This window comes from Pseudomonas sp. 31 R 17, from assembly GCF_900004915.1.
Classification (GTDB): Bacteria; Pseudomonadota; Gammaproteobacteria; order Pseudomonadales; family Pseudomonadaceae; genus Aquipseudomonas; species Aquipseudomonas orientalis_A.
The window spans coordinates 14,069-30,842 of record NZ_CVTN01000035.1 but is presented as its reverse complement, the minus strand read 5'-3'; the positions used below and the strand labels follow the sequence as shown (position 1 = coordinate 30,842).

The 16,774-nt window shown below is 58.9% G+C and carries 13 protein-coding genes; 10 read left to right on the top strand and 3 right to left on the bottom strand.

The genetic code is table 11. From position 1 onward, the window contains the following. Nucleotides 1–92 precede the first annotated feature (92 nt). From BFP89_RS01925 to BFP89_RS01880, 10 genes are all read left to right on the top strand, one after another. The gene (locus tag BFP89_RS01925; protein WP_065883660.1) at nt 93–806 is read left to right on the top strand and encodes an SIMPL domain-containing protein; all 714 of its coding nucleotides are present in this window, start codon (nt 93–95) and stop codon (nt 804–806) included. A gap of 91 nt (nt 807–897) precedes the next feature. Then, the gene (locus BFP89_RS01920) at nt 898–2,499 is read left to right on the top strand and encodes an ABC transporter substrate-binding protein (RefSeq protein WP_065883658.1); all 1,602 of its coding nucleotides are present in this window, start codon (nt 898–900) and stop codon (nt 2,497–2,499) included. Between the two features lie 258 nt (nt 2,500–2,757). Next, nucleotides 2,758–4,386 (top strand): ABC transporter substrate-binding protein, encoded by a 1,629-nt coding sequence (locus tag BFP89_RS01915; protein WP_065883656.1) that lies wholly within the window; start codon nt 2,758–2,760, stop codon nt 4,384–4,386. Nucleotides 4,387–4,689: 303 nt separating this feature from the next. Then, complete coding sequence (locus BFP89_RS01910; RefSeq protein WP_065883652.1) at nt 4,690–6,294, top strand: ABC transporter substrate-binding protein; 1,605 nt, start codon at nt 4,690–4,692, stop codon at nt 6,292–6,294. Between the two features lie 172 nt (nt 6,295–6,466). Further along, nucleotides 6,467–7,861, top strand: coding sequence for an OprD family outer membrane porin (locus BFP89_RS01905; protein WP_065883650.1), 1,395 nt, complete (start codon nt 6,467–6,469; stop codon nt 7,859–7,861). An 80-nt stretch (nt 7,862–7,941) separates the two neighbouring features. Next, nucleotides 7,942–9,540, top strand: coding sequence for an ABC transporter substrate-binding protein (locus tag BFP89_RS01900; protein ID WP_065883647.1), 1,599 nt, complete (start codon nt 7,942–7,944; stop codon nt 9,538–9,540). 76 nt (nt 9,541–9,616) lie between these two features. Continuing rightward, entirely contained in the window at nt 9,617–10,627 is a 1,011-nt protein-coding gene (locus tag BFP89_RS01895; RefSeq protein ID WP_003171721.1) for an ABC transporter permease subunit, read from the top strand. A gap of 10 nt (nt 10,628–10,637) precedes the next feature. Continuing rightward, complete coding sequence (locus tag BFP89_RS01890) at nt 10,638–11,549, top strand: ABC transporter permease subunit (protein ID WP_065883645.1); 912 nt, start codon at nt 10,638–10,640, stop codon at nt 11,547–11,549. Nucleotides 11,550–11,559: 10 nt separating this feature from the next. Beyond that, a complete protein-coding gene (locus tag BFP89_RS01885; protein ID WP_065883643.1) occupies nt 11,560–12,528 on the top strand; it encodes an ABC transporter ATP-binding protein in 969 nt (322 codons plus the stop codon). Then, nucleotides 12,528–13,499, top strand: coding sequence for a peptide ABC transporter ATP-binding protein (locus BFP89_RS01880; RefSeq protein ID WP_065883641.1), 972 nt, complete (start codon nt 12,528–12,530; stop codon nt 13,497–13,499). The genes BFP89_RS01885 and BFP89_RS01880 overlap by 1 nt, the downstream gene beginning before the upstream one ends. A gap of 200 nt (nt 13,500–13,699) precedes the next feature. On the opposite strand, the gene BFP89_RS01875 is transcribed toward BFP89_RS01880, so the two are convergent. The 3 genes from BFP89_RS01875 to BFP89_RS01865 all read right to left on the bottom strand — a co-directional run bounded on the left by BFP89_RS01875 (nt 13,700) and on the right by BFP89_RS01865 (nt 16,517). Then, nucleotides 13,700–13,945 (bottom strand): hypothetical protein, encoded by a 246-nt coding sequence (locus BFP89_RS01875; protein WP_065883640.1) that lies wholly within the window; start codon nt 13,943–13,945, stop codon nt 13,700–13,702. A 312-nt stretch (nt 13,946–14,257) separates the two neighbouring features. Beyond that, nucleotides 14,258–14,674 carry a hypothetical protein gene (locus tag BFP89_RS28200; RefSeq protein WP_141689024.1) on the bottom strand — a complete coding sequence of 139 codons (417 nt, stop codon included), beginning with the start codon at nt 14,672–14,674 and terminating at the stop codon, nt 14,258–14,260. A gap of 259 nt (nt 14,675–14,933) precedes the next feature. Further along, nucleotides 14,934–16,517, bottom strand: coding sequence for a peptide chain release factor 3 (locus BFP89_RS01865; RefSeq protein ID WP_065883636.1), 1,584 nt, complete (start codon nt 16,515–16,517; stop codon nt 14,934–14,936). Nucleotides 16,518–16,774: the final 257 nt, after the last annotated feature.

Genomic DNA, 16,774 nt, shown 5'->3' with positions numbered 1-16,774 from the left:
CGCCGTCACAACATGTAGGGAATATGTAAACCCGAAGAACCCGGCGCCACCGTCTACAGTCATACCGAACACGACAATCCCAAGGAGCTTTCATGTCCCGTTTCATTCGCAGTGCCGCTGTCCTAACCCTCAGCGCCAGCGCCCTGGCCAGCCTGCCGGCCATGGCCGCCGATGAACTGCATTACAACCAGATCTCCCTGCGCGCCGAAGTCAGCCAGGAAGTGGCGCGCGACAAGATGATCGTGACCCTCTACACCGAGTCGCAAAACGCCGACCCGGCCAAGCTTGCCGCTGAAATCACCACCACCATGAACACCGCCCTGGGCCAGGCGCGCGAAGTCAAGGCCGTGACCCTGCGCCAGGGCAGCCGCAACAGCTACCCGATCTACGACAGCAAAAACCAGAAAATCACCGGCTGGCGTGAACGCGCCGAACTGCGCCTGGAAAGCGCGGACTTCCCGGCGTTGTCCAAACTCACCGGCGAGCTGCTGAACACCCTGAAAATGGACAGCATGGACTTCGCCATCGCTGACAGCACGCGCAAGGCCAGCGAAGATGCGATGCTCAAAGACGCAGTGGCAGCGTTCAAGGCCCGCGCGCAACTGGCTACCGATGCACTCGGCGGCAAGGGTTACAAAATCGTCAACCTGAATTTCAACACCAACGGCTACCCGATGCCCTACGCGCGCGGCGCCATGATGATGAAAGCGGCGATGGCCGATTCGGCGCCCACGCCTGAAGTGGAAGCCGGCACCAGCCAGGTCAACATGAGCGCAGACGGCGTGATTGAAGTGCAGATGCAGTGACCCCTACCTGACAACCCTGAACGGCGGTAACCTCGGTGACCGCCGTTTTCATTTGCGCAGCTTTTACAGGGTTGCGATTTCAGGGGTCTCCATGGACAGAATTGCCTTCAAACCGCTCCTCCTTGCCGCAGGCCTCCTGGCCTTTATGCCGCTGGCTCACGCTTCCACCACACTGGTCTACTGCTCCGAAGCCAGCCCCGCCGGCTTCGATCCCAGCCAATACACCAGCGGCACCGACTTTGACGCCTCCGCCGAAACCGTATTCAACCGCCTCACCCAGTTCAAGCGTGGCGGCACCGAAGTCGAGCCCGGACTCGCCACCCGCTGGGAGGTGTCCGAAGACGGCCTCACCTACACCTTCCACTTACGTGATGGCGTCAAGTTTCACACCACCGACTTCTTCACCCCGACCCGCGACTTCAGCGCCGATGATGTGGTGTTTACCTTCACCCGTCTGCTGGATGCCGAGAGCCCGTTTCGCAAGGCCTACCCTTCCGAATCGCCCTACTTCACCGACATGGGCCTGAACACCACGATCAAAAGCGTCGACAAACTCGACGACCACACCGTGCGCTTCAACCTGAACAACGTCGATGCCTCGTTCGTGCAGAACCTGGCCATGAGTTTCGCCTCCGTGCAATCGGCCGAGTACGCCGCCCAGCTCCTCAAGCAAGGCAAGGCCGAGGACATCAATCAGAAACCGGTGGGCACCGGACCGTTCGTGTTCAAGCGCTACCAGAAAGACGCGCAGATCCGCTACGTCGCCAATAAACAGTATTGGAAGCCCGAGGACGTGAAACTCGACAACCTGGTCTTCGCCATTACCCCGGACGCCGCCGCGCGCCTGCAGAAACTCAAGGCCGGCGAATGCCAGGTCAGCGGCTATCCGCGCCCCGCCGACATCGAGGTGATGAAACAGGACCCCAACTTGCGCGTGCTGCAGCAGGCCGGCTTCAACCTGGGTTTCCTGGCCTACAACGTTACCCATCCGCCGCTGGACCAGCTCAAAGTGCGCCAGGCCCTGGATATGGCCATCGACAAGCCTGCAATCATCAAGGCGGTCTACCAGGGCGCCGGACAATTGGCGCATAACGCACTGCCACCGGCGCAGTGGTCTTATGACCCGGCGATCAAGGATGCACCGTACGACCCGACCAAGGCTCGGGCGCTACTAAAAGAAGCAGGGGTTGCACCTGGTACCACCATCGATCTTTGGGCGATGACCGTGCAACGCGCCTCCAATCCGAACGCGCGCATGTCCGCGCAAATGATCCAGCAGGACTGGGCCAAGGTCGGCATCAAGGCCAATATCGTCAGCTATGAGTGGGGCGAATACATCAAGCGCGCCAAAAATGGTGAACACGACGCGATGATTTATGGCTGGACCGGCGACAACGGCGACCCCGATAACTGGCTCGGCGTGCTCTACAGTTGTGCCGCAGTCAAGGGCAGCAACTACGCCAAATGGTGTAACCCGGCCTATGACAAGCTGGTGCAGCAGGCCAAGGTCAGCAACGACCGCGAACAGCGCATCAAGTGGTATCAACAGGCACAACAAATCCTTAAGGAACAAGTACCTATAACGCCTATTGCGAATTCGACGGTTTTCCAGCCAATGCGCAAGCAAGTGCGCGACTTCAAGATCAGCCCGTTCGGGCTGACACCGTTCTACGGTGTGAGTCTAGATAAGTAACAACAACGCCCCAATCGAGTGCACTAGACGCCTCGATTGGGCTTTTGCGGTGCGCCCGACGCACCGAAAAAAACCGCCAAACGGACACATTTATGTCGAAACTTTCATAAATGCGACATTCTTGTACGCCCGTCCCACTGTTTGGTGCTTGCAACCGTTCAACATCTTGCAATGGGTATGGCGCCTGCATAAGTATCCGCAGGCCGACTCACGAGGTCGCCCTCACCACCAAAAATGACAACAAATCATGAGGCCAACATGCTTAAACACGCAGTCCTTCCGTTATTAGTGAGCGCTGGCCTTATGGCCGCAGCCCCATTTGCCCAAGCGGCAACTAACCTGGTGTTCTGCTCCGAAGGGAGCCCGGCCGGTTTTGACCCAGGCCAGTACACCACCGGAACAGACTTCGATGCCTCGGCCGAAACCATGTTCAACCGCCTGAGCCAGTTCGAACGCGGCGGCACCGCCGTGGTGCCTGGCCTCGCCACCAGCTGGGACGTGTCCCCGGACGGCCTGACGTATACCTTCCACCTGCGCGAAGGCGTCAAGTTCCACACCACCCCGTACTTCAAGCCGACTCGTGAATTCTCGGCCGACGACGTACTGTTCACGTTCAACCGGATGATCAATAAAGACGATCCATTCCGTAAGGCCTACCCCACCGAGTTCCCGTACTTCACGGACATGGGGATGGACACCAACATCAAGAACATCGAGAAAATCGATGACCACACCGTCAAGTTCACCCTTGGCACCGTGGACGCCGCGTTCATTCAGAACATGGCAATGAGCTTCGCCTCGATCCAATCCGCCGAATACGCCGCGCAATTGTTGAAGGAAGGCAAACCTGCCGACATCAACCAGAAGCCGGTCGGCACCGGTCCGTTCGTGTTCAAGAGCTACCAGAAAGACTCGAACATTCGCTACACCGGCAACAAGGACTACTGGAAACCTGAAGACGTGAAGATCGATAACCTGATCTTCGCCATCACCACTGACCCGTCGGTGCGTATCCAGAAGCTCAAGAAAAACGAATGCCAGGTCACCCTGTTCCCGCGTCCGGCCGACCTCAAGGCGCTGGGTGAAGACAAGGACCTGAAACTGCCGCACCAGGCCGGTTTCAACCTGGGTTACGTGGCCTACAACGTGATGGACAAGGTCAAGGGCAGCGATCAGCCAAACCCGCTGGCAGACCTGCGCGTACGTCAGGCGCTGGACATGTCGGTGAACAAGCAGCAGATCATCGACTCGGTGTACCAGGGTGCCGGTCAATTGGCCGTCAACGCCATGCCGCCGACCCAATGGTCCTACGACACCACCATCAAGGACGCCGCCTACAACCCCGAGAAAGCCAAGGCGCTGCTCAAGGAAGCCGGCATCAAGGAAGGCACCGAGATCGTACTGTGGGCCATGCCGGTTCAGCGTCCGTACAACCCGAACGCCAAACTGATGGCTGAGATGCTGCAGAACGACTGGTCCAAGATCGGCTTGAAGGTCAAGATCACCAGCTACGAGTGGGGCGAGTACATCAAGCGCTCCAAGGGCGGCGAGAACCAGGCCATGATCATTGGCTGGAGCGGCGACAATGGTGACCCGGACAACTGGCTGAACGTGCTGTTCGGCTGCGACTCGCTGTCGGGCAACAACTTCTCCAAGTGGTGCGACAAGAAATTCGACGGCATCGTGAAACAAGCCAAGGCCACATCGGATGTCGCCAAACGCACCGAGCTGTACAAGCAGGCGCAACATGTACTCAAAGACGCAGTTCCGATGACACCTATCGCGCACTCGACGGTGTATCAACCCATGCGCAACACCGTGCAGGACTTCAAGATCAGCCCGTTTGGCTTGAACTCCTTCTACGGCGTGAGCGTAAGCGGCAAGTAAGGATCAATAACGGCGACGTTTCACAACGTCGCCGTTATTTCATCCGCCTAGATCGTAGGAAACAGACCACATTTTAAGCGCCGCCGTCCTACAGTAATGAACTGCGCTTCATGTCTCCGTTACCTACAAGGCCAGTCCGATTTGGCGCATTTACTGTGAAGTCCGCGACCCATAACGTCGTAGGACGGCAGAGGCCCCAATTTGAGAAAGGTACTCGCTGTGTGTGGGATCAGTGATGTCTCCCTGGCTGTGGCCAGTGGGACCGCTCGCTGTTGATAACTACAAACAAGGATCGGGATCGTCATGCGCCATACCACCGTTCTATCCGCACTGTTTGCCACCAGCCTTCTGGCCGTGGCCACAACGGCTGAAGCCGCCGACAAGAAGAGCCTGGTGTTCTGCTCCGAGGGCAGCCCGGCAGGCTTTGACACCGCGCAATACACCACCGCCACCGACAACGACGCTGCAGAGCCGTTGTACAACCGCCTGGTCGAGTTCGAAAAGGGCGCAACTGACGTCGTGCCCGGGCTGGCCACCAACTGGGATATTTCCGAAGACGGACTGACCTACACGTTTCACCTGCGTGAAGGGGTGAAGTTCCACAGCAACAAGGAATTCAAGCCGACGCGCGACTTCAACGCCGACGACGTGCTATTCACCTTCAACCGCATGCTTGACCCCGACCATCCGTTTCGCAAGGCCTACCCTACCGAGTTCCCCTACTTCAACGGGATGAGCCTGAACAAGAACATCGCCAAGGTCGAAAAAACCGACCCGCACACCGTGGTGATCACCTTGAACACGGTCGACGCCGCGTTCGTGCAAAACATCGCCATGAGCTTCGCCGCGATCCTCTCCGCCGAGTATGCCGAGCAGTTGCTCAAGGAAGGCAAACCCAGCGATATCAACCAGAAGCCGATCGGCACCGGCCCGTTTGTGTTCCAGCGTTACCAGAAAGACTCGCAGATTCGCTACGTGGCGAACAAACAGTACTGGGACCCGAGCCGGGTCAAGCTCGACCAACTGATCTTCGCCATCAACACCGACGCTTCGGTGCGCGTGCAGAAGCTCAAGGCCGGCGAATGCCAGATCACCCTGCACCCGCGCCCTGCCGATGTCGACGCGCTCAAGGCCGACCCGAACCTGCAACTGCTGACCAAGCCGGGCTTCAACCTCGGCTACATCGCCTACAACGTGCGCCACAAGCCGTTCGACCAGCTTGAGGTGCGCCAGGCGCTGGACATGGCGGTGAACAAGCAGAGCATCCTCAACGCCGTCTACCAGGGTGCGGGACAACTGGCCGTCAACGCCATGCCGCCGACCCAGTGGTCCTACGACGACAGCATCAAGGACGCCGCCTACAACCCGGAAAAAGCCAAGGAACTGCTCAAGGCCGCCGGCGTGAAGGAAGGCACCGAGATCACCCTCTGGGCGATGCCGGTACAACGTCCGTACAACCCCAACGCCAAGCTGATGGCTGAAATGCTGCAGAACGATTGGGCCAAGATCGGCCTGAAAGTGAAGATCGTCAGCTACGAATGGGGCGAATACATCAAGCGCACCAAGAACGGTGAGCATGATGTCAGCCTGATCGGCTGGACCGGCGACAACGGTGACCCGGACAACTGGCTGGGCACCCTCTACAGCTGCGACGCCATCGGCGGGAACAACTACTCCATGTGGTGTGACCCGGCGTACGACAAGCTGATCAAGCAAGCCAAGGTCGTCACCGACCGTGAACAAAGGACTGTTCTGTACAAACAGGCACAGCAACTGCTCAAGCAGCAGGTGCCGATCACGCCAGTCGCCCACTCGACGGTCAACCAGCCGTTAAGCGCCAAAGTCGAAGGCTTCAAAGTGAGCCCCTTCGGCCGCAACGTGTTCTCGGGCGTCAGTATCACCCCATAAGAAAAAATAACCGGATTGCGCAGGGCGATGTTGGCCCTGCGGCAAACGTGCAGGCTTTTGTTGGGAATTTTCCTACGCCAAACGTTTGCAACAGCTTGAACGAGTTACACACCCAATAGCCGGTTCACCTAAAAAGACCGGCATAAAAAAGAGAACCAAAGGAGCTTCACCCATGAAACTGAGCAGCAAAGCGCTTCTGGCCCTGGCCATCAGCAGCATCACGGCCACCGCCTACGCTGAAACCCAGAGCCAGGACTTCGTTCCTACCACTCTGGCCGGCACCAGCGCCCAAAGCGAGGCCAAGGGCTTCATCGAAGATTTCAGCCTGGGCGGCACCACGCGTAACTGGTACTCCCATGAAAGCAAATACCGTGGGGGCACCTTCTCGTACCAGAAGCATGGTGAAACCCGTACCGACCGCAACCGTACCAACTGGGTACAGGGCACCATCCTCAACGCCAGCTCGGGTTTCACCCAGGGCACTGTCGGCGTCAAGACCGAAGTGGCGGTGTACAACGCACTGGTCCTGGACCGCAGCAAGCGTGATATCAAGGGCGGCTCCAACCGCACCCTGGCCGACTCCAACGGTGATGCCGTCGACCAATGGAGCAAACTGGGCCTGGCCAACGTGCAGTTCCGCGTGTCCAACACCACGCTGACCGCCGGTCGCCAGAACTTCAGCAGCGGCATCGTCGACACCATCGGCAACCGTGCGCTGCCTTCAAGCTTCCAGGGTGTGAGCTTCAACAGCGCAGAGTTCAGCAACCTGTCGTTCCAGGGCGGTATTTTCGATCGCGTTTCCCCGCGTACCGAACAGAGCCTGTCGAAATTCCGCAGCGAATACGGCAATGGCGCGGAAACCGACAAGGTCTCCACCCTGGGTGTGAACTACCAGCCGCTGAAAAGCCTGAAGACCAGCTTCTTCGCCGCCAACGTGAAAGACTTCTGGAACCAGTACTACTTCGGCGCGACCCACGAACTGGGCGACGCTCAGCAACTGGGCCTGACCACCGGCTTCAACTACTACAAGACGGTCGATGAAGGCAAAAAAGAGATGGGGGAAATCGACAACGATACCTTCTCCCTGTCCCTTGGCCTGACTCACCAGGCCCACAGCCTGACCTTCGGCTACCAGCAAGTGAACGGTAACGAGTACTTCGACTACCTGCACGAAACCAACGGCATCTACCTGGCCAACTCCCTGACGTCTGACTTCAACGGCCCGAACGAGAAATCGTTCCAGATCGCCTACGCCATCAACATGGCCGAATACGGCGTGCCAGGCCTGAAGTTCAACGCCTACTCGGCCCGCGGCTGGGGCATCGACGGTACCCACTACACCGGCAACAATGGTCGCGCCAAGTTCGCCTACGACGGTATCCAGTCCCAGGACGGCGAGAAGCACCAGGAATACGGTGTAGGTGCTTCTTACGCCCTGCAAAGCGGCCCGCTCAAAGCCACAACCGTGCGCGCAACCTATGTTGAGCACCGTGGCAGCGAGTTCCAGTCCGACGGCAGCATCAAAGAGTTCCGTCTGGTCACCACCATCCCGTTCAACATTCTTTAATTAGCGCCAGGTAAGCGGCGGGCTCAGGACGAGCCCGCCGTCTTCGCGTTTCTGGCTCCATCGATTGCAGAGGGCTCTGAATGAAAATGCTCCCGTTACAAGCTGCCATGGCCGCTGCGCTGTTGAGCGTGGCGATCGGCGTTTCGGCCAAACCGCTGGTGGTCTGCACCGAAGCCAGCCCGGAAGGTTTTGACCCGGTCCTGTACACCACCGCCGTGACCGCTGACGCCGCAGCCGAAACCATGTTCAACCGCCTGGTGGACTTCAAGCCCGGCACCACTGAAGTGGTCCCGGCGCTGGCCAAGGACTTGCCGGAAATCAGCGCCGATGGCCTGACCTACACGTTCCACCTGCGTGACGATATCAAGTTCCACACCACCGACTATTTCAAACCCACGCGCAACCTGAACGCCGACGACGTGCTTTGGAGCTTCCAGCGCCAGCTGGACCCGAATCACCCGTGGCATAAAAAGTCGCTCGTAGGCTACCCGTACTTCGAAAGCATGGGCTTCAAGGAACTGCTCAAGAGCGTAGAGAAGACCGATGATCACACTGTCGTCTTTACCCTGACCCGTCCTGAAGCACCGTTCCTGGCCGACCTGGGCATGGCATTCTCTTCAATCCACTCCAAGGAATACGCCGACCAGTTGCTCAAGTCCGGCAAGACCGATGACCTTAACGCCAAGCCCATCGGCACTGGCCCGTTCATCTTCATCCGTTATCAAAAAGATGCCCAGGCGCGCTTCAAGGCCAACCCTGAGTACTTTCGCGGCAAACCGGCAGTTGATCCGTTGATCCTGGCGATCAGCACCGATAACAACGTGCGCCTGCAGAAGCTCAAGGCCAATGAATGTCAGATCGCGTTGTTCCCCAAGCCGGATGATATTCCTAGCATCAAGAAAGACCCGAACCTGAAAGTCGACGAACTGGCGGCAATGACCACCAGTTACACCGCGATGAACACCACCCACAAATACATGAGCGATGCCCGGGTACGTCATGCGATCAACATCGCGTTCGACAAGGCCGGCTATACCGATGCCCTGTTCGGCAAAGGCAATGCGGTAGTGGGTACCGGCCCCTACCCACCGACCTTGCTGGGTTTCAACGATAAACTGAAAAACCCGCCCCGCGATCTGGACAAGGCCCGCGCCCTGCTCAAGGAAGCCGGCGTACCGGAAGGCACCGAATTCACCCTGTTCACCCGCAACGGCGGCGGCCCGACCAACCCCAATCCAATGCTCGGCGCCCAGCGCATGCAGGCGGATCTGGCGCAGGTTGGCCTGAAGGTCAATATCAAAGTCATGGAATGGGGCGAAATGCTCAAGCGCGCTAAAAACGGCGAGCACGACATGGTTTCGGCTGGCTGGGTCGGTGATAACGGTGACCCGGACAACTTCCTCACACCCAACCTGAGTTGCGATGCGGCGAAAAACGGCGAAAACTACGCACGCTGGTGTAACAAGGAGTTTCAGGACTTGATCGACAAGGCCCGTGCAGAAAAGGAACCGGCCTCACGGGCTGCGCTCTATGAACAAGCACAGGATGTTTTCGAGAAGGACCAGCCATGGCTTCCCATGGCTTATCCGAAACTGTTCACCGCCATGCGCAAGAACGTAGAAGGCTTCACCCAAAGCCCTCTGGGTACAAATAACTTCGCCACCACCCAGGTGAAGTAAATAAGAAAAACGCTCGGCGCCGTCGACCCTGACGGCGCCGAACCTGCCTAACCGGCTGATTGAGGTATACACCAAGATGTTTAGTTTTATTGCCCGCCGACTGGGGTTATTGATCCCCACGTTCTTCGGCATCACGTTGCTGACCTTTGCGTTGATTCGCATGATTCCAGGCGACCCCGTAGAAGTCATGATGGGCGAGCGTCGGGTTGACCCCGAAATGCATGCCCAGGCAATGGAACGCCTTGGCTTGAACAAGCCGTTGTATGCGCAATACCTGGACTATGTGGGCAAACTTGCCCAGGGCGACCTTGGCGAATCCCTGCGCACCCGCACCAGCGTGTGGACCGAGTTCACCGCACTCTTTCCGGCGACCCTGGAACTGTCCATGGCCGCCCTGTTGTTCGCCGGTATCCTGGGCCTGTTGGCCGGGGTGATCGCGGCACTCAAGCGAGGATCGCTGTTCGACCACGGGGTGATGGGCATCTCCCTGGCGGGTTATTCGATGCCGATCTTCTGGTGGGGCCTGATCCTGATCATGTTCTTCTCGGTGAGCCTGGGCTGGACCCCGGTTTCCGGGCGTATCGACCTGCTCTACGACATCGAGCCGCGCACCGGCTTCATGCTCATCGACACGCTGCTGGCCGACGAGCCGGACGCGTTCTGGGACGCCTTGCACCACTTGATCCTGCCGGCCATCGTGCTGGGCACCATCCCGCTGGCGGTGATCGCACGCATGACCCGCTCGTCGATGCTCGAAGTGCTGCGTGAAGACTACATCCGCACCGCCAAGGCCAAGGGCCTGTCGCCGGCGCGCGTGGTGTTCGTGCACGGCCTGCGCAACGCACTGATCCCGGTGCTGACCGTGGTCGGCCTGCAAGTCGGCACGCTGCTGGCCGGTGCGGTACTGACCGAAACCATCTTCTCGTGGCCCGGCATCGGCAAATGGCTGATCGAAGCCATTGGCGCGCGGGACTACCCGGTGGTGCAGAACGGCATTCTGCTGATCGCCTGCCTGGTGATCCTGGTGAACTTCGTGGTGGATATCCTCTACGGCTTCGCCAACCCACGCATCCGTCACCAGCGCTGAGATCATGACCATGACTACCTCTACTCCAGTGTCAGCAGTCGATCAGAGCCTGCTGTACCCGTCTCCGTACAAAGAATTCTGGCAAGCCTTCTCCAAGAACAAAGGCGCGGTCGCCGGCCTGTTGTTCATGCTGCTGATCGTGTTCTGCGCAATCTTCGCACCCTGGGTTGCACCGCATAACCCGAGCGAGCAATACCGCGACTTCCTGCTCACTCCGCCTGCGTGGCTGGAAGGCGGGCAGATGCAGTTTCTGCTCGGCACCGACGAACTGGGCCGCGACCTGCTCTCGCGCCTGATCCAGGGTTCGCGCCTGTCGCTGCTGATCGGCTTGTCGTCGGTGGTGATGTCGCTGATCCCGGGCATCCTGCTGGGCCTGTTCGCCGGGTTCTTCCCGCGCCTGCTCGGCCCGACCATCATGCGTTTGATGGACATCATGCTGGCCCTGCCTTCGCTGCTGCTGGCGGTGGCGATTGTCGCCATCCTCGGCCCTGGCCTGATCAACACCGTGATCGCGATCGCCATCGTGTCGCTGCCGTCCTACGTGCGCCTGACCCGCGCTGCGGTGATGGGCGAGCTGAACCGCGACTACGTGACGGCTGCGCGCCTGGCCGGTGCCGGCCTGCCACGCCTGATGTTCGTCACCGTGCTGCCCAACTGCATGGCGCCGCTGATCGTCCAGGCGACCCTGAGCTTTTCCTCGGCGATTCTCGATGCCGCGGCCCTGGGCTTCCTTGGCCTTGGCGTACAACCGCCAACGCCTGAGTGGGGCACCATGCTGGCTTCGGCCCGTGACTACATCGAACGCGCCTGGTGGGTAGTGAGCTTGCCTGGCTTGACCATTTTGCTCAGCGTGCTGGCAATCAACTTGATGGGTGACGGCCTGCGCGACGCGCTGGACCCGAAACTCAAGAACGCCGCCTGAGGAGATTCCCATGTCACTGTTAGAAATCAAGAATCTCAACGTGCGCTTCGGCGACAAGACCGCCGTACCGGTGGTCGATGGCCTCGACATTACCGTCGACAAAGGCGAAGTCCTGGCAATCGTTGGCGAGTCGGGCTCGGGTAAATCCGTGACCATGATGGCGCTGATGGGCCTGATCGAGCATCCCGGTATCGTCACCGCCGACGCGCTGAACTTCGACGGCAAGGACATGCTCAAGCTGAGCAACCGCCAGCGCCGCCAGATCGTCGGCAAAGACCTGGCGATGGTGTTCCAGGACCCGATGACCGCGCTGAACCCCAGCTACACCGTGGGTTTCCAGATTGAAGAAGTGCTGCGCCTGCACCTGAAAATGTCCGGCCGACAAGCGCGCAAGCGCGCCATCGAACTGCTGGAAAAAGTTGAAATCCCGGGCGCCGCCAGCCGTATGGATGCCTACCCGCACCAATTGTCCGGCGGTATGAGCCAGCGTGTGGCCATCGCTATGGCGATTGCCGGCGAGCCGAAACTGCTGATCGCCGACGAACCGACCACCGCCCTGGACGTAACCATCCAGGCGCAGATCATGGACCTGCTGCTGGCCCTGCAGAAAGAACAGAACATGGGCCTGGTGCTGATTACCCACGACCTCGCGGTCGTGGCTGAAACCGCCCAGCGCGTGTGCGTGATGTACGCAGGCCAGGCGGTGGAAGTCGGCCAGGTGCCGCAACTGTTCGACATCCCGGCGCACCCGTACAGCGAAGCGCTGCTCAAGGCGATTCCGGAACACAGCCTGGGCGCCACGCGGCTGGCCACGCTGCCCGGCATCGTGCCGGGCCGCTATGACCGCCCGCAGGGTTGCCTGCTGTCGCCGCGCTGCCCCTATGTGCAGGAAAACTGCCGCACCCAGCGCCCGAGCCTCGATCCGAAAACCAACAGCCTCGCGCGCTGCTTCTACCCCTTGAACCAGGAGGTGGCGTAATGGCCGTCGTTCTTACCGCCCGCGACCTGACCCGTCACTACGAAGTGTCCCGTGGCCTGTTCAAGGGCCACGCCACGGTGCGTGCCCTTAATGGTGTGTCCTTCGAACTCGAAGCCGGCAAGACCCTCGCCGTGGTAGGCGAGTCGGGTTGCGGCAAGTCCACCCTGGCCCGCGCCCTCACGCTGATCGAGGAGCCGTCTTCGGGCTCGCTGAAAATCGCCGGCCAGGAAGTAACCGGTGCCGACAAGGCCCAGCGCAAGCAGTTGCGCAAAGACGTGCAGATGGTATTCCAGAGCCCGTACGCCTCGTTGAACCCACGCCAGAAGGTCGGCGATCAGCTCGGCGAGCCGCTGCTGATCAACACCAATCTGTCCGCCGCCGAACGCCGCGAAAAAGTGCAGGCGATGATGAAGCAAGTGGGCCTGCGCCCCGAGCATTATCAGCGCTACCCGCACATGTTCTCCGGTGGCCAGCGCCAGCGTATCGCCCTGGCCCGGGCGATGATGCTGCAACCCAAGGTGCTGGTGGCGGATGAGCCGACCTCGGCGCTGGACGTGTCGATCCAGGCCCAGGTGCTGAACCTGTTCATGGATTTGCAGCAGGAATTCAACACCGCCTACGTATTCATCTCCCACAACCTGGCGGTGGTGCAACACGTCGCCGATGACGTGATGGTGATGTACCTCGGCCGCCCGGTGGAAGTCGGCCCCAAGGAAGACATCTACGCGCGTCCTCTGCATCCCTACACCCAGGCATTGCTGTCGGCGACCCCGACGATTCACCCGGACCCGAACAAACCGAAAATCAAAATCGTCGGCGAACTGCCCAACCCGCTGAACCCGCCGCCTGGCTGCGCGTTTCACAAGCGCTGCCCGTACGCGACAGCGCGCTGCAGCACCGAGGAGCCGCTGTTGCGGCCGTTGGATAATCGCCAGGTGGCGTGCCACTACGCAGAGCAGTTCGTCGCCTGAATCATGTAGGAGCGAGCTTGCTCGCGAAAAGCGTCAACAATTACGCGGGCATCTGGTTTATCACAGTGCCCTTGCGTTCTTCGCGAGCAAGCTCGCTCCTACAGGGGTGATGCGGCGTCAGTGAGTTCTACAGCCCTTTCCGTCAGGTTGCGCATCAGCCTGGCGGGAGGGGCTTCTTTTTTTCGGGTTAGCGCGGCGTCTCAGGTTTCGCCGTCGTCGAAGGTCACACTGTCTTCCCCTTCGTTGATCGGGTTTTCCGGATCTTTAACGTCTGTGGGCTGGGGCTGCGGTTTCCAGCTGCCGGAATTGACCTCGTTGGCCTTTCTCTTGGTGACAGGGCCGGTGTCCTTCCATTGGGGCGTGCCATCGACGGCGAGTGCCGGGAGCGTCGTCAGCCCCGGGCCTGCCAGTAGCATCAGACAAATAGCGTATCGAACATTTCGCACGGAGGTCTCCTTCGCAGTCAATGTGTGAACGCTAGACCCGATGCAGGGTTCTCGCCAATTCCCAGCCGTATAGAGGGCAAAATGTAGGAGGGGGCTTGCCCCCGATAGCAGTGGGTCAGGAGGTTACATGCCACTGATAGACCGCCATCGGGGGCAAGCCCCCTCCCGCATTTGATTGTATTTCACAGCCAAAAAAAGGGCGAAGCCATGACAGCTTCACCCTTCTCTCAACCGCTAAGATCTTAATGATGCTCACCTTCCACTATCACCTGATGGCCCAATGCTGGAGCCAGGCGAGAGAGCCTTTCAAGACTATGCAGTAACGTTTTGCTTCAATATAAAGAACCCTTCGACGCGTCTCGTCGAACCCGCAATATCCACATTGAGATCAAACTTAAAAAACCCGGCTTTATCTGAAGGATTTATCATTCCAGTAATAAAACCAGACTTAACTTCAGTACTAATCCCTACTGTCCAATGCAGCACAGTGAATCCCTGACCGACAGGAACATTGACACCCCAGAAATCATACGAGTTGAATGCAAAGGTAAGACCCGTTTCACGAATACTATTTTGAGTATCCCGACCTTTAAAAATCGGTGGAATCGGTTGCGGCCCCTCTTCAAGATATACGTACTTATACTGCGGGGTTACAAGCCCCCCGCCTTCAACACGATATTCAAAATGCCCGGTAGCATTCTGTACCTGCTCTTCCTCATGATTGACCATGATCCAATCTCCATGCTAGGTGACCTGATATAAAGCTCTGTACTTTAAAAGCGCCCGAGCCAAGAAAATGCCATTGAACTTCTACTTATAAGCATTGGCGGTAGGCCTCACGACGTTCTTGCCTATCTAACGGCTGAACACTATAAAAATCTACTGTCAAACTTCACAGTTGACTCTTAGCCGTTTACGAAGTAAAAAAAAGCCCTAAAGATAAAATCTGTAGGGCTTTCAGTTAGTTGCTAAAAATCAGGGGCCTAACTCAATGGTGTTCGCGCGTCGCCCGGAACTTCACATCCGGCCAACGCTCTTCCATCAGCGCCAGGTTGACCCGCGTCGGGGCCAGGTAGGTCAGGTGACCACCGCCATCCACCGCCAGGTTTTCCACGGCCTTGTTGGAAAACTCTTCCAGTTTTTTCTTATCGCTGCACTCGATCCAGCGCGCCGAATACACAGTGATCGGCTCGTAGGAGCATTCCACCTTGTATTCCTCTTTCAAGCGGCTGGCGACCACATCGAACTGCAGCACACCGACGGCGCCGAGGATGATGTCGTTGCTGCGCTCGGGGAAGAACACCTGGGTGGCGCCCTCTTCCGCCAATTGCTGCAAGCCCTGGCGCAGTTGCTTGGATTTCAGCGGGTCACGCAGGCGTACGCGGCGGAACAGTTCCGGGGCGAAGTGCGGGATACCGGTGAAGCCCAGCGCTTCGCCTTCGGTGAAGGTGTCGCCGATCTGGATGGTGCCATGGTTGTGCAGGCCGATGATGTCGCCGGCGTAGGCTTCTTCGAGCTGTTCACGCTCGGAGGAGAAGAACGTCAGCGCGTCGCCGATGCGTACGTCCTTGCCGGTGCGCACGTGGCGCATCTTCATGCCCTTTTCGTAGCGGCCGGAGCAGATACGCATGAAGGCGATACGGTCGCGGTGCTTGGGGTCCATGTTCGCCTGGATCTTGAACACAAAGCCGGTGAATTTCTCTTCGACCGGTTCCACGGTGCGCTCGTTGGCGACCCGGGCCAGAGGCTTGGGTGCCCAATTCACCACGGCGTCGAGCACGTGGTCGACACCGAAGTTGCCAAGGGCAGTGCCGAAGAACACCGGGGTCAACTGACCGTCGAGGAATTCCTGCTGGTTGAACTCATGGCAGGCGCCCTGCACCAGTTCCAGTTGGTCGACAAAACGGTCGTACTCGTCGCCCAGGTGGGCGCGGGCTTCGTCGGAGTCGAGCTTTTCGATGATTTTCACATCGGTGCGCTCATGCCCGTGGCCGGCGGTGTAGACGATGATGTAGTCATCGGCCAGGTGATACACGCCCTTGAAATCGCGGTAGCAACCAATCGGCCAGGTGATCGGCGCGGCCTTGATCTTCAGGACGGCTTCGATTTCATCCAGCAGCTCGATGGGATCGCGGATATCGCGGTCGAGTTTGTTGATGAAGCTGACAATCGGTGTGTCGCGCAGACGGCAAACGTCCATCAGCGCAATGGTGCGCGGCTCGACGCCCTTACCGCCGTCGAGGACCATCAATGCCGAGTCCACCGCAGTAAGGGTGCGGTAGGTGTCTTCGGAGAAGTCTTCGTGGCCCGGGGTGTCGAGCAGGTTGACCATATGGTCGCGATACGGGAACTGCATGACCGACGTGGTAATGGAAATACCCCGTTGCTTTTCCATTTCCATCCAGTCGGATGTCGCATGGCGGTCGGATTTACGCGATTTCACCGTGCCGGCCACCGCGATTGCCTTGCCCATCAGCAGCAGCTTTTCGGTGATGGTGGTTTTACCGGCATCGGGGTGGGAAATAATGGCGAAAGTGCGGCGTTTCGCGACTTCGGCGGCCTGGTGGGTCATGGGAAATCGCCTGGCAGGTGAGTCAAAAAAGGGCGGCGAGTATAGCGCAAACGCGAGGGTACGGACCACCGTTGAGCCCATTGGGGGTGGCTAAATGCTCCCAAGTGTGGAACCTTTTAAAAGGTAGAGACGTCCACTCCTCTGCTTACGCACTCGGAACAGGGGCTGGAAAATCAGCAAGTTAGCCTGACGAGGCTGCGCTTATGGCTCGAACTCATGCCGCTTTTGACGGCATTGGCGAGCTGCATTTCGCGATC

Bases quoted from the DNA above. Each gene is read 5' to 3' on its own strand.
- BFP89_RS01885 (WP_065883643.1), top strand. From the start codon at position 11,560: ATGTCACTGTTAGAAATCAAGAATCTCAACGTGCGCTTCGGCGACAAG.
- BFP89_RS01920 (WP_065883658.1), top strand. From the start codon at position 898: ATGGACAGAATTGCCTTCAAACCGCTCCTCCTTGCCGCAGGCCTCCTG.
- BFP89_RS01910 (WP_065883652.1), top strand. From the start codon at position 4,690: ATGCGCCATACCACCGTTCTATCCGCACTGTTTGCCACCAGCCTTCTG.
- BFP89_RS28200 (WP_141689024.1), bottom strand. From the start codon at position 14,674: ATGGTCAATCATGAGGAAGAGCAGGTACAGAATGCTACCGGGCATTTT.
- BFP89_RS01905 (WP_065883650.1), top strand. From the start codon at position 6,467: ATGAAACTGAGCAGCAAAGCGCTTCTGGCCCTGGCCATCAGCAGCATC.
- BFP89_RS01915 (WP_065883656.1), top strand. From the start codon at position 2,758: ATGCTTAAACACGCAGTCCTTCCGTTATTAGTGAGCGCTGGCCTTATG.
- BFP89_RS01890 (WP_065883645.1), top strand. From the start codon at position 10,638: ATGACTACCTCTACTCCAGTGTCAGCAGTCGATCAGAGCCTGCTGTAC.
- BFP89_RS01895 (WP_003171721.1), top strand. From the start codon at position 9,617: ATGTTTAGTTTTATTGCCCGCCGACTGGGGTTATTGATCCCCACGTTC.
- BFP89_RS01900 (WP_065883647.1), top strand. From the start codon at position 7,942: ATGAAAATGCTCCCGTTACAAGCTGCCATGGCCGCTGCGCTGTTGAGC.
- BFP89_RS01925 (WP_065883660.1), top strand. From the start codon at position 93: ATGTCCCGTTTCATTCGCAGTGCCGCTGTCCTAACCCTCAGCGCCAGC.
- BFP89_RS01880 (WP_065883641.1), top strand. From the start codon at position 12,528: ATGGCCGTCGTTCTTACCGCCCGCGACCTGACCCGTCACTACGAAGTG.
- BFP89_RS01865 (WP_065883636.1), bottom strand. From the start codon at position 16,517: ATGACCCACCAGGCCGCCGAAGTCGCGAAACGCCGCACTTTCGCCATT.